The 13,002-nt window shown below is 53.4% G+C and carries 8 protein-coding genes; 4 read left to right on the top strand and 4 right to left on the bottom strand.

Annotation, left to right across the window (positions count from 1 at the left end; all coding sequences use genetic code 11):
* The first annotated feature begins 214 nt into the window (after positions 1 to 214).
* Complete coding sequence (locus tag JJB09_RS11310; RefSeq protein WP_201657648.1) at positions 215 to 1,750, top strand: site-specific DNA-methyltransferase; 1,536 nt, start codon at positions 215 to 217, stop codon at positions 1,748 to 1,750.
* Positions 1,750 to 4,401 carry a DEAD/DEAH box helicase gene (locus JJB09_RS11305; protein ID WP_201657645.1) on the top strand — a complete coding sequence of 884 codons (2,652 nt, stop codon included), beginning with the start codon at positions 1,750 to 1,752 and terminating at the stop codon, positions 4,399 to 4,401. The genes JJB09_RS11310 and JJB09_RS11305 overlap by 1 nt, the downstream gene beginning before the upstream one ends.
* Before the next feature lie 154 nt (positions 4,402 to 4,555).
* On the opposite strand, the gene JJB09_RS11300 is transcribed toward JJB09_RS11305, so the two are convergent.
* On the bottom strand, positions 4,556 to 5,836 hold the full coding sequence (locus JJB09_RS11300; protein ID WP_201657643.1) for a hypothetical protein: 1,281 nt from the start codon (positions 5,834 to 5,836) through the stop codon (positions 4,556 to 4,558).
* A 762-nt stretch (positions 5,837 to 6,598) separates the two neighbouring features.
* On the opposite strand from JJB09_RS11300, the gene JJB09_RS11295 reads away from it, so the two are divergent.
* Both JJB09_RS11295 and JJB09_RS11290 read left to right on the top strand, forming a co-directional pair.
* Positions 6,599 to 9,127, top strand: a complete 2,529-nt coding sequence (locus tag JJB09_RS11295) for a tetratricopeptide repeat protein (RefSeq protein ID WP_201657640.1) — start codon at positions 6,599 to 6,601, stop codon at positions 9,125 to 9,127.
* A 193-nt stretch (positions 9,128 to 9,320) separates the two neighbouring features.
* The gene (locus JJB09_RS11290; protein WP_201657637.1) at positions 9,321 to 9,560 is read left to right on the top strand and encodes a hypothetical protein; all 240 of its coding nucleotides are present in this window, start codon (positions 9,321 to 9,323) and stop codon (positions 9,558 to 9,560) included.
* Here JJB09_RS11290 and JJB09_RS11285 read toward each other — a convergent pair.
* From JJB09_RS11285 to JJB09_RS11275, 3 genes are all read right to left on the bottom strand, one after another.
* Positions 9,557 to 11,029 (bottom strand): hypothetical protein, encoded by a 1,473-nt coding sequence (locus JJB09_RS11285; RefSeq protein ID WP_201657634.1) that lies wholly within the window; start codon positions 11,027 to 11,029, stop codon positions 9,557 to 9,559. The genes JJB09_RS11290 and JJB09_RS11285 overlap by 4 nt on opposite strands.
* Positions 11,022 to 11,951 (bottom strand): HTH domain-containing protein, encoded by a 930-nt coding sequence (locus JJB09_RS11280; RefSeq protein ID WP_201657631.1) that lies wholly within the window; start codon positions 11,949 to 11,951, stop codon positions 11,022 to 11,024. The genes JJB09_RS11285 and JJB09_RS11280 overlap by 8 nt, the downstream gene beginning before the upstream one ends.
* A gap of 290 nt (positions 11,952 to 12,241) precedes the next feature.
* Positions 12,242 to 12,865 (bottom strand): recombinase family protein, encoded by a 624-nt coding sequence (locus JJB09_RS11275; protein ID WP_201657628.1) that lies wholly within the window; start codon positions 12,863 to 12,865, stop codon positions 12,242 to 12,244.
* Positions 12,866 to 13,002 lie beyond the last annotated feature (137 nt).

Raw genomic sequence — 13,002 nt, 5'->3', positions numbered from 1 at the left:
TTGGAAGGCGGGTCGTGCAAAGCCCTAAAATCATTGGCGTCTAATGCGGCCGGTATAGGCCGTCAGAATGGTCGCGGTCAGAGCAAGCCTCGTTCAACGAAGTCCTTACAGAAGCAATGGCGCTCGACGCAACTGGCCTTGTCAAATATACCATTGACCATTGACGTAAATCGGCTAGGCATCGTTTCTGCGAATTGGGGGCTATGCTTATCGAATGCCGACGCTGCGATGGTTGACAAGGGACGATGATATCAGGGCTGGCGAGAGCGTGCCCTATAGGCTACTGGAGGAAGTCCCCGACCTCGGCTGCGGCGACCGCGACACTGGCAACATGCTCATTCGGGGCGACAATCTAGATGCCTTGAAGGCACTGCTGCCCTTCTATGCCGGTCAGGTGAAGTGCATCTTTATTGATCCACCCTACAATACGCGGTCGGCATTCGAACACTACGACGACAATCTTGAGCATTCGCAGTGGCTGGCCATGATGTGGCCTCGCCTCGAACTGTTGCGTGAGTTGTTGTCAGAGGACGGTTCCATCTGGGTCAGCATTGACGACAACGAGGGCCACTACCTCAAGGTTGTGATGGACGAGGTGTTCGGGCGGAGGAATTTCGTCACCACTGTAATCTGGCATAAGATGTTTTCGGTGAAGAACTCGGCGCAGTATTTCTCCGAAGATCATGATTATGTTTCGGTTTTTGCGCGTAACAAAGACGTCTGGCGTCCGAATGAGCTTCCGCGATCTGAGAAGCAGGACGCTATGTATAAGAACCCGGATAACGATCCTCGCGGACTTTGGACCTCCGGCGACTTCTCTGCTCGAAATTTCTATGGAGCGGGGACCTACGCCATCACCAACCCAGCGGGACGGGTGATTGCGGGCCCCCCGCCGGGCATGTATTGGCGTTTCTCGAAGGAGAAGCTAGCTGAACTAGACGCGGACAATCGCATCTGGTGGGGTAAAGATGGAAACGGCGTGCCTCGATTGAAGCGGTTTCTATCCGAAGTGAAGGGTGGTCGGGTGCCGCAGACCATCTGGCAGCACGCAGAGGTCGGCCACACCCAAGAGGCAAAAAAGGAGGTCGTAGCGTTGGATGCTAACGACGTTTTCACCACCCCAAAGCCGGAGCGCCTGCTGCAGAGGGTGCTGACCATCGCCACCAATCCCGGCGACCTCGTACTCGATAGCTTTCTTGGCTCGGGCACAACTGCCGCCGTGGCGCAGAAGATGGGGCGGCGTTACATCGGCATCGAAATGGGCGACCACGCCGAGACCCATTGCCAGCCGCGTTTGCAGAAAGTCGTGGATGGTGAACAGGGCGGCATTTCCGAGGCGGCGAACTGGAAGGGTGGCGGCGGTTTCCGTTTCTATCGTCTCGGCGCATCGGTATTCGACGAGACCGGTCAAATACGCCCCGACATCGAGTTCCCAGTGCTTGCGGCGCATGTATGGTTTTCGGAGGTCCGGTTCCCATGGTCGAAGCCTGATCCGCTGTCTCCAGTGCTCGGCGTTCATGATGGCCGTGCCTATGGGCTGCTCTACAACGGCATCTTGGGCGACAAGTCGGTCAGCGGCGGCAACGTGCTGACGAGGAAGACGCTGGCCGTGATCCGGGATGCGCTGCCCGAGGGCTTCGCTGGTCCCATCACAGTCTATGGCGAACGCTCCGCGCTGTCTGATGTTTCGCTGCTGCACGAACAGATCACCTTCAAACAGACCCCCTATGACGTAAAGGCGCGGGCGTGATGCAACTCAAGACTTATCAGGGCCAGACGCTCGGCACTCTGCGACGGTTCCTCGAAAAGGCCCGCGTGGAAGGCCCTAGCGCGGCCTATGATGGCATTGTCGCTGAACCGGAGATGGCGAAGCGGCTGAAAGGCTTCGCAGGTTCCTACAAGGCTCTGAATGGTTTGGACGAGACGCCCTATGTTTGCCTCCGGTTGCCGACTGGCGGGGGCAAGACCGTGCTCGCAGCCCACGCTGTCAACATTGCCAAGGAAACGTGGATCGAACGCGACTTCCCGTTGGTGCTGTGGCTGGTGCCGACGACCACGATCCGCAAACAGACTGTAGACGCGCTCAAGAACCCGCGACATCCCTATCGTGCAGCGCTGGACGATGCCTTTGCCGGTCGCGTCCGCGTCTTCGACATCGGCAATTTCACCCAACTCCTGCCGCATGACCTGCGCTCGAATTGCTGCGTCGTCGTCGCCACGATCCAGACGCTACGCGTCAAGGACACCGAGGGGCGCAAGGTCTATTCCCACCACGAGATGCTGGAGCCACATTTCACCGGCGTGCCGGACAAGATGCCAGGGCTGGAGACCATCGAAGACGGCAGGGGCGCGGGCACAATCAAGTTCTCGTTCGCTAACTTGATGCACCTGCACCGCCCGCTGATGATCGTTGACGAGGCGCACAAGGCCGTGACCGGGTTGTCGCGGGAGATGCAAAGCCGCGTAAACCCGACTGCGATCATCGAGTTCACCGCGACCCCGCGCACCAACTCAAACATTCTGCATTCTGTCTCCGCTCAGGAATTGAAAGACGAGCAGATGATCAAGCTGCCGGTCATGCTCTCGGAGCATCAGACTTGGCAGGCTGCCGTAACCGGCGCGATCTCAAAACGTTCCGAGCTTGCCGAGGATGCGCGTCGGGAACGTGACTACATCCGCCCCATTGTCCTATTTCAGGCCCAGAACAAGGACGAGGAGGTCACTGTCGCTGTGCTCAAGCAGCACCTGATTGACGTGGAAGGCATCGCAGCTCATCGGATCGCCGTTGCCACAGGCGACCAACGAGAACTCGACGGCATCAACCTATTCGACCCTGCTTGCGAGATTGATTTCATCATCACCGTAGAGGCACTAAAAGAGGGCTGGGATTGCTCCTTCGCCTATGTGTTCTGCTCGGTCGCCAACATCCACAGTACGACTGATGCGGAGCAGCTTCTCGGGCGCGTGCTGCGGATGCCCTATGCCAAGCAGAGGTCTATCCCCTCGCTCAACCGGGCCTATGCCAGCCTGACCTCGAAATCCTTCTCCGAAGCCGCCTATGCCCTGAAAGACCGGTTGGTTGCCATGGGCTTCGAGGAAGGCGAGGCCGAGGATAACATCCTGCCCGAGCAAATTGCCCTCACCGAGGGCCTATTCGGCCATGCCCGCCGTCCGCAGCCAAGTGTTACAGTGTCGCTAGACGCCGATCCCGCCGCCGTGAAGGAACTGGAAGCCGCCGCGCCGTCGAAGGTTCGCATCACTGCCGGAGCTGACGGCAGGGCAATAGTCAAAATCACGGGCTTTCTTAGCCCTGCTGAGAAAGAGAAGCTGATCGCCGCCTTGCCCGAAACGGAAGTCGGCGGCTTTTCCGACCGGGTTTCCAGCTACGAGGCGGAGCATCTGCATCAAGCCTCGCCTGCCGAGCGGGGCGAGACCTTCACTGTCCCGGCGCTGATGACGTGGGTGCAGGGCGAGCTTGAACTGGCCGACACTGACATTCTCATGGAGTACCACGACTGGTCGCTCGCCGGTCATTCTCCGAAGCTGGAGCCGAAGGACTTCTCCGTTCAGGAGACGGCAGACACGTTCGAGATCGACATCGACCAGCAACGACTGTTTGTGAAACACGCCAATCAGAGCGCCCAGCTCCTACTTGACATCCCCGTCGAGGGTTGGAGCGAACAGACGCTCGTGCTGTTTCTCGACCGGCAGGTCCGCGACAAGTTCATCGGCCAGGGCGAGCTTGTCCGTTGGCTGACAGACCTCGTGAATTACCTTACCGGCCCGCGTAACATCCCGTTATCGGCGTTGATGCAGTGCAAGTATCCGCTGGCCCGTATGGTCAAGGATCGTATCGCCTATATTCGGTCCAAGGAGCGCAAGGGCGTCTATCAACGCTCGCTGTTTGCGCCGGAGGCCAAGCCGGAAATCTCCTTCGACAATGGCTTCGTGTTCGCCAATGACATGTTCGCCGGGGTCCGCACCTATCGTGGCTCCTATCGGTTCTCGAAGCACTTCACCGGCTGGGATCAGGTTGCTGCTTTCGACGGGGCCGATGAGGGCGAGGAGTTGAACTGCGCCAAGCTACTGGACAGCCTGACCGAGGCGAAGCACTGGATCAGGAACGTACCTAGGCACCCGAATGCATTCTGGTTGCCGACGGCTTCGGGCAAGTTCTATCCCGACTTCGTGGCCGAACTCGCCGGTGGGCGCATCCTCGTAGTCGAATACAAAGGTGCGCATCTGACGGACGCAGCCGACACGGACGAGAAACGCGCGATCGGCACCCTTTGGGAGAAGGCCAGCGGCGGCAAGGGACTTTTCCTGATGGCCGAGAAGCAGGTGGACGGGAAGGACGTGCGGGGGCAACTAAAGAGTAAGCTGGGAGCCGCCAGCGACTAAAGTGTTTCGCCCACGGGCGGCGAACGTAATTTTGCAACCGGTTGCAAAATGGCTCAAATCCGTGCGTCATCCGCCTTGCAATCGTCGCAGCGGTCGCTCGCAATGCCGCGATGGCGTCTACCTCGACTTGGATGTTTTACTGTTAGCGGCCGGTTCAATCGTCCCAGTAATTTCGCTTCTCAGGTGGATCACCTTCCGGATCGTGCAGTTCATCAGTTTCAGGAAATAGATTTTGCTGAACAAGATTTGTGGTCAACATTTCTGGGTCGTTCTGCGCTTCCAGATAACGAAGCCTAACTTTTGCCCATTCCATCATTCGCGAGAGTACCGGGTTAGAGGTTTCCAAGGCGGCTGACGCGGCCTCAATCGTTACTTTCAGGTCTTTCGCCTCGCGCTGGTGTTTTGCTAAGGCCCTCAAAAAAGACAGGCGTTTGCCCTCTCGTTGCTGCCGTTTCTGGTGCAGTTCACGCCTGTGCGCGAGATGTCGACGGCGGCGCTCTTGTTCTTCGCGTTCCTCGCGTCGCGCTTTGTCATACGCTAGATGGAAAAGCACTCCGTCGCAAATGCCATCCAGCATAGACTCAACGGATTGAGTCTTTCCGTCTGCCCAGCGCTTCCGGGCACCATCGGCCCAGTTGGCAATTTCAAATGTAAGCTTGCCGGAGTGGATGTAGTCGTACTCTGGCCAAAAACGCTCATTGTCGAGCCACTGACCCCGCTTTCGCGCCAATTCCCACCTCGTGTCGAACTCCTGCTTCTTTCTGAGTTCAGTGGGAGTTGGAACGTGCTTCGCTCTCCTTCGGTCCTCAGTTATCTCAATTCGGATGTCATCAGGCTCGATGCTCGCTATTATTCCTCTATCGCCCTGCTTGAGGTGAACGCCTCTTTGTTCGAGACCGAGCGCAAAGTGGTGCAGAAACGCTATCAAGCGGGTACGGGTAGAATGTTGGATACGAATGCCTGCGACCGAGATTTCTCCGATCTCATCTGGCGTAGTGTTCCGTAACTCCACAGCAATGCCTGAAACGGAAATATGAGGTCGCTTGACCGGATCGAAGGTAACCGGTTGCCTAGGCGAGCTACGCGCCTCAGCCTGCGAAGAGGCCGGGACGTCGTGCCGTGCCGATTTTGATTTTCGCACGACGGCGGCTGCAGTTTGTATGGCAAGTTCGACATACGGGTTGATTGCAGGCTTGGTACCGCCGATGTGCACTGTCTCAAGCGCCGGATTGTCTATTTTCCATAACGGCGTTTTGGTAACGGACTGGCCGGCTTCCAGCCTTGCCCAATATCCCCGTCCGGGAACTGGAATTTGGTGACGTTCGCAGGTTTTTGCTAGCCCTCGATCCGAGATTTCGAATTGCTCCGCCAGTTTCAAGATCGGGCTTGACCAGACCAAATCGTAAAGCTCACGTCGGGTGAAAGTCCGCTTCATTTCTCAATTCGCGCGATGAAAGTCGTCGTGCATCATGACCATTTGCGTGGATGACGAGTCAAGTGAGTGTTCGCTTGGAATACGGACGACAACCAGCGCCGTGCAGTTTGACCAGTTGAAGCCATGGTGTGGTCCGTGAGAAACTCCGATGGAGGCAAGACGGCATCGCTTGCGCGGCAACATTATCATTCCGCTCAGTATCTTCTACACGGCCAAATTAACGTCCTTCGGCCTTGGCTTTGGCCTGCCCTTGGGCTTGTCGGCGGCGGCGAACCTCATCGTTCTTGGGTGCGACGGCAGCCAACGCGTCCAACATCATGCCGTTGATTGCGGACAACATTCGCCCGGTGAAGTCGTCAGCGGGGGGCAGCCAGCATCCATGCGGTGGAAAATGCAATAGAAAACTATGGTCGGCCCGGAGGGAAGGCAACCACATTATTTTTATCAAACAAAATCAATAATATCTATTTCATTGTTGGAACTAATGTTGGAACCCCTGACTAGAAAAACCACGTCTAAAAAGGCTACGGGACGGCAATCCATTCTGGAGGAAATTCTCAGCCATAGGTCACTCTCTCCCCATTTCAGCGACTGCCTACCAGTTGGGAAAGCTTGAAACGCCAGATGTCGCACGCCCATGGATTTTTAAGGTTTGGCTCAAGCGCCCAAAGCAACAAGCTGTGCACCGCGAAAAACAACCCTTTTGGGTTGCGTGAAGTCCCTCTATTGCTGGTGGGCACCAACTGCCTTTGAGGTGTTACATTGTCTAGCTACCAGCGTATCGCGCTATTCATATTCTTCGATGCCATCGAGAAAGATTTAGTGTCTCATGTTCGATCGGTCGCCAACATCGCTGGCGAGAGGTTTCTTACTGCCCAAGAACGTGAGAAAGCTACTCTGCGGGCCGAGCGAAGTGATGAAGTAGGCACCGCTGTCCGAGACGATTATGATCTACTCTACCATCTTGATTTGGGCGACAAATTATCGATCGTCCAACGCCTAAAAATTCACTTTGACGAGACCCTACGCAAGCATCTGGGCTCCAAAATCAGTTCGCTTCAAGCCGCAGTACCAGTCAGAAACTCAGTCATGCACGGTCGTCCACTTACTGTGGCAGAACATGGCACCGCGTTCGCCCTGGCCAACGATTTGGTGAAAAGCAAAGGCTTTTGGCCAATTCTGCATAAGGTCTTAACATCCTACAACCGTGATCCAGAGGAAATCACACGGAAGGCTGTCACTTTTCTAGAGGATCCAGGTGATGCTGTAATATTTCATAATCTTCCATTACCAGACTATGATGACACTGGCTTTGTCCCTAGACCACAACTTGAACAAGAGCTTAAGAAGAAATTACTTAGTCGCCACCCTGTCGTAACAGTACTTGGTGACGGCGGGAACGGCAAAACTGCTCTAACTCTTCAAGCTCTCTATAGTCTGATTAATTCCGGCGAACATGATTTTGACGCTGTCGTGTGGGTATCAGCCAAATCCTCGAAACTAACCGTGGGTGAAATACAGCGAATAGAGCACGCGATAACTACTTCCATGGGCCTTTTTGAGGAAGTCGTTGGCGTTTTTGAAGAAAATATATCTGACCCAATGTCAAGGGTTCGAGACCTACTTCAAAACAACAAAATCTTGCTGGCGATTGATAACCTAGAAACCGTTCTAGATGATACCATACGTGATTTCGTTTCAGACATTCCAGGCCAAAGTAAAGTTATCCTAACATCAAGAATTCCTGTAGGCGGCGACCTCACTGTTAATGTGGCGCCTCTTTCCGATAGCGAAGCGGAAATATATCTCAGGGCGCTAATAAAATCGTACAGCATCAAACAACTAGCTAATCTTAAGCCAGACGAACTCCGCCACTACTCTAGCCGACTAGAGAAACGGCCGTTGTTGCTGAAATGGTTTTGTCTAGGAGTTATGGCAGGGCTCCCCGCAAGCAAGATTGTAAGCAACCCGGAGATGGCACTTAGATTTTGCCTGGAGAACGTTTTCGATGCACTTTCCCCGGACGCCAGCGCTGCGCTTTCTCTCATGTCTATATTGCCCCGCTCTGTTTCTCTGGGGGTTCTTCAACATGTCACCGACGTTGACATTCGAAAGCTGGAGATCGGTCTCGCTGAGTTATTAAAATTTTCAATTGTGGAGGCTGAAAACCAAACCAGCTACGAAACAAACTATCGAATTAAGCCCTTTGCCAGAGCCTATATCTCCCGCGTACTGCGCTTAACCATAGAAACGCAGGCTGCTGTTATAAGAAAGTTCCGCAATCTTAGCTTCGCCTACCAGGCGGAGCGGGGTGCAGAAGGCCGAGAACGATATAGCGTTCGAAATTACATAGTCCGGTCGATTTCAGAGGCGATAGCGGCCCAACGGTTGCGTGTAGCAATTAAGCATTCGCACGCCGATGACTTTCAAGCAGCGCAGGAAATCATCGACGACTTAAAAATTTCGAACCACGAGTATTTTGAGGTATTCCGCTCTGAGGCCTTCATACGCTATCGTCAGCAAGATTTTCCGGGCGCATCGCAATCTTATGAAACAGCAATAGAGTTATCTCCGGATACTCCGCAATTATACTTTTATTATGGCGGCTTCTTGCTTAGAGCTTACGGAGACTGCCCGGGAGCAATAGCTCAACTCTCCAAAGCACTTATGCTAGATCCAGAGTCGGTAGACGTAAGGCGCGAGTTAGCTCGGGCGAAAATGTACCATTTCGACTTCAACGGTGCAGAGGCCATCCTGTCAGAAGAACTCAAAAAGCCGTTGTCCAGCATGCGGACACAACTGATCTTCGCCGACTTACAAGTCCAGAATTTTCAACGTATGATAGCAAATTGCGATGCAACAGGCATCGATGCTGACCTGGAAGACCCATGCGAGAGGTTCGCCAGTTTCCTTTCTTCAGTGGATCTCAGAATTGTTGATCTCAAGATGCTTGAGCATTTACGTAGGGCGCGCGCAACTGTAACTGCCATACTTTCTGGTCGAAACGTATCCTCTGCAAAGGATCTTTGTTCGGCCTTAGACGACCTAATCGCTCAAATCAGTGATGGTCACGGGGCGAGAAAATTAATGGGTACCCTCAAGGAAAAGGGACGCAAACCTACATTCGGATTTCTTTTAGACGCGTCAAACCGAGAATACTTCCTCGCCAGATCGACCATCGACGATGTTATTTGGAACGCGTTGCTAGCTGGCCGAACAGTGTCGTTCGATAGCGAAATGGACGACCAGAAGCGCGTGCGAGCTGTCAACGTTGTACTAATGTCTGGTTGACGCGTGGCTGATGTGGATCTGCGGCGGGGGCCGGTGAGGTCGTCGCGCCGGGGCTGCGGTCGTGGACTTTCATCCTTTTGTAACCTAAAACAGCCAGATTGTTACGATAGGTAACGTGGTCACTACCGGCGAGCCCATAGTACGATCAATGTTCAAATTTTCGCCATGCCAAAATGGGAATGGACTTCTTCACATGACGCTCAATGTTTTGAAATCGACAACGGTAGGCAAGCCGGTGAAAGAACTTCAGTTCCAATACAAAAACTGGCGCGGGGAGACCTCTCTTAGAACTATTATACCGATTGAAATTTGGTACGGCAAAACTGAATGGCACCCACTAGAACAGTGGTTCATTAAAGCGATCGATCTTGAAAAGGGCGAAGAACGCGATTTCGCCCTTGTCGACATCAAGTTTTTTGATGGTACCAACTAAGAGAACGCCGACAAAGCAACAATCATCGTCCCAATCTTTTTGGCATGTTCGGCCATTCCGCTAACAGCCTGTAGGCCTTTTTCTGCCTTTTCGAGAATACCTACAACGCCGCCGAGTGTAAGCTTATCGGTTTGAGCTCTAGCATCAGTTACAGCGGCGCGAACCTCGCCCTTTATTTCATCCGAGAGAGGAACCGCGTCTATCTCGGTGACGACACCATCAAGAACTTTCCAGGCATCTTGAATTTGAGCTTGTGTCAACGAAACTTGCATATCGCCTTCGTTAACCGCCTTCCCAGATTGCGAGATTGCGCCCTGCACTGTCCCATGATTGACGAAATTGTTGTTAGTCACGTTGCCTCCACTTAGGCCAAAAAGCCCTGCCTCTTGCTCTATCGAAATACGTTTGAAGTCACTGTAGATTTTGGTGCCTGCCGCAGATGCCTCCATCCGTGCTCTTTTCTTCATATCATTTGATGCGAACTCATAATGTTCAATCGCGATTTTCTCGTAAGTGGCGAGCTTTGCTGCCTGCGCAATTATGTGATCCAGCACATGCGCGCCAACGGTCGGATCATCTTCATCATGAAACCAATCTACGGTAATCCCTTCCAGTCCATCATAATAGTTTTCCCGCAATCCTATTGCCAGACCAAGCCGGGCCTCAATATCTTGATCGTTGCTGCCCTGAACAATGACTTCGTGTCGTTGCGTTGATAGAGAGCTATCTTCTGCATACAGTCGATATACGTATGACCGAACATTCGGCGGCTGTATGGCAAGGTCATTGACATTAATGCCTATATCGCCAATCCCCAGACTTGGGTTTTCCGCTGCGGCCCACACCGAGTACTGCGACACGATAGGTTCGTGATGCATTCCGAGGGCTTTCACAATCTCAGCGTTTGAATGTCGCGGATCGAAAACGTTTTCGGGCGAGCGATCGAGGCCGACGAGCACCAATGCCAGCTTGAGCGGAACTGGTTCCGCTGTCTCGATATTGACCCTGAGATTGGATAGGTCGAGTTGCCGGGGATTAGTAGTTTGCAACGCGGACAGCGCAATCATTTCGGCAGTGCATGCGCCGTGATGTGAAATAAGCTTCTGAGCAGCGCTGCCGTCGAACTTGAAAATAGTCGCGATCGCAGCAGCAAGAACCTGCGGTTCGTCTGGATAGTCTGATATGGCCCGAAGAACAGCATTCCGACTAACTTCTTTGCGTCCGACGTAGGTTAATGCTGCCAACGCCCAGCGTCGTACTTTCTCGTCTGAGAGGGCAGAACTGAGAACGCCGAGGATTGCGATCTCCATACCAATGCGATCATCCTGTTGCAGAACCACGCCATTTCTAAACATTTTGCAAAGTTGCTGAAGTGCGTGTTTACTTCGGACAACGGAACCGCTCTCAATTTCTGACTTGAGATAGCTAGCTTGAAAGGAATGTAACGTCCTACGACGGCGCTCAGCCATGCATTGCAGCTCTTGGGAAATAGTACGACAATATCGTCTGCGACCATGGATCGAAATCTTCCCAATTATTGGGTGGCGAGCTCATATCCAGCCAACACAGGTCATTCAAAGACAATCTTGCGGCTGTGGGCTCGAACCAATCAGGAGCGCGAACTTCAACGAAGGCCAACATACTATGCTTATGGGCGATATCAGGCTGCCAAGCAAAAAAGCGAAGTAAATGCTCGAAAGTTGCCCGTGCTGAGAAAGCCTCTGGAAGAGGAATATCCAAATCAACCGCCGCCGCGAAAAGCGCGCTATCCGGAACTCCAAGGCTGGTCGTATCAAAAAGAGTGTGATTTGTCTCTGACACGAGCGTGGAGAACGCAATAGACCTTTTGTGAGCAAAGTTATCGCGGTCGTCCCTATATCTTCCGACGCGATAAGAAAGCACTTTTCCCGGACGCGTGAGAGCGGAAACCGCCCACAGAAGCACGTCGTCATCATCTTGGCGCTTGGGGTCAATGTAACGATAGGAACCTGAGCGCGCGATCTTTTCCACTAAATCGGCGTCCGCGAATTTGCCCTTTTGAAGCAACCCAGTTGCATAGTGGTAACTAACGGACAAAGCTGGCCCAAGAAAAAGATCGCGCGTTCGCCTGCGCGCTACTATTGGCTGCCGGTATTCGGCCGGAATGGACACATCTGTTAGAAATTCCCGAAGAAAAAACTGTCCTGGCCTTGTACGAAAGAACAGGCTATGTTCTCGGCGCTGCAAAATGTCTTCGCTCAAACGAGCTTGAAGAGTTTTATGCTGCGTTTTTCCAAATAGATGATGCGGTGCTATTTCCAACGAATAGGCGTGCTTCAAGATCGCCTGAGCCGACAAAGGGCGACGGGCCATGCGCAAGACTTCTTCTGCGATTTGCAGATAGGAGCTCACCTTTCGCCACCTCAACGTCCACTGGTTGCAATCTGAAGAGGCTCAGTTTTAAGTCCATCCACTTGGAAGTCAATCGATTTAATGTTCTGTACACCAGTCCCAAAGGCACGCTTCGGCCTCCTGTTCGATGGCAGTTGTTCGAGCAGCCCGCTGTGATAGCGGCATGAAAGCTATTTGGCAGTTTCCCGGATCCCTGAAGCCGCACCGATGCAGTCGCGATTTGAACAGGATTGCTGAGAACAAGAACCTTGGCGCTCATTCATTCCAAAATTTTGAACCCGGTTGCAAATTTAACTAATGGCCTCTTGTGCAGCTCGCTTCGCAATTTTTGCGACGGTTGCGCGTGACGCACCTGTAGCATTCTGGATTTGGGAATAGGATAAGCCAGCCCTCAGCATTGCGGCCATGGTGTCGTTTCGCTTTGTGTCTTCGACGCGACCACGGTATCGGCCTTCTGCCTTGGCTTTGGCCTGCCCTTGAGCCTGTCTGCGGCGGCGGTCCTCATAGTCCTTGCGGGCGACGGCAGCCAGCACGTCCAGCATCATGCCATTGATTGCGGAAAACATTCGCCCGCTGAAATCGTCAGCCGGGGCGGCCAGCATCCATGATGTGGGGAGATCAAGAGCAACGACGCGAACCTGTCTGGCGTCCAACTCCATGCGGAGCTTATGCCAGTCATCGGCCGAGAGGCGAGACAAGCGGTCGACCTGTTCGATTAGAAGCAAATCGCCGGGGCGCGCATCTGCCAGCAGGCGGAAGAGTTCCGGGCGGGCGAGCTTTGCGCCGCTTTCATTCTCAACATAGGTTGCCGCTATTATCAGGCCGCGTTCTGCGGCAAACGCTTCGAGCTGAGCACGAGCGCGACTGGCATCTTGTTCGTCAGTCGACGCACGAAGATAGAGGCGTACCAGCATTCAAAAACCCCCTTCAGTTCATTTAGGATGGTTCATTTATATCCGGTTCATTTTGAATGGTCAACAGACGTTTATTTAACCAGTTTAGACATGGTTCATCGGAAGCATACCCAAAGTGAACTACTATCTTTCCGCTA

Source organism: Phytoamicus setariae (assembly GCF_016722925.1).
In the GTDB taxonomy this organism is placed as follows: Bacteria; Pseudomonadota; Alphaproteobacteria; order Rhizobiales; family Rhizobiaceae; genus Rhizobium_E; species Rhizobium_E setariae.
The sequence above is the reverse complement of the archived record's forward strand: the minus strand, read 5'-3'. Positions and strand labels throughout refer to the sequence as shown.

Excerpts from the sequence above, each read along its gene's own strand:
- JJB09_RS11310 (WP_201657648.1), top strand. The coding sequence starts at position 215 with ATGCCGACGCTGCGATGGTTGACAAGGGACGATGATATCAGGGCTGGC.
- JJB09_RS11305 (WP_201657645.1), top strand. The coding sequence starts at position 1,750 with ATGCAACTCAAGACTTATCAGGGCCAGACGCTCGGCACTCTGCGACGG.
- JJB09_RS11300 (WP_201657643.1), bottom strand. The coding sequence starts at position 5,836 with ATGAAGCGGACTTTCACCCGACGTGAGCTTTACGATTTGGTCTGGTCA.
- JJB09_RS11290 (WP_201657637.1), top strand. The coding sequence starts at position 9,321 with ATGACGCTCAATGTTTTGAAATCGACAACGGTAGGCAAGCCGGTGAAA.
- JJB09_RS11285 (WP_201657634.1), bottom strand. The coding sequence starts at position 11,029 with ATGGCTGAGCGCCGTCGTAGGACGTTACATTCCTTTCAAGCTAGCTAT.
- JJB09_RS11275 (WP_201657628.1), bottom strand. The coding sequence starts at position 12,865 with ATGCTGGTACGCCTCTATCTTCGTGCGTCGACTGACGAACAAGATGCC.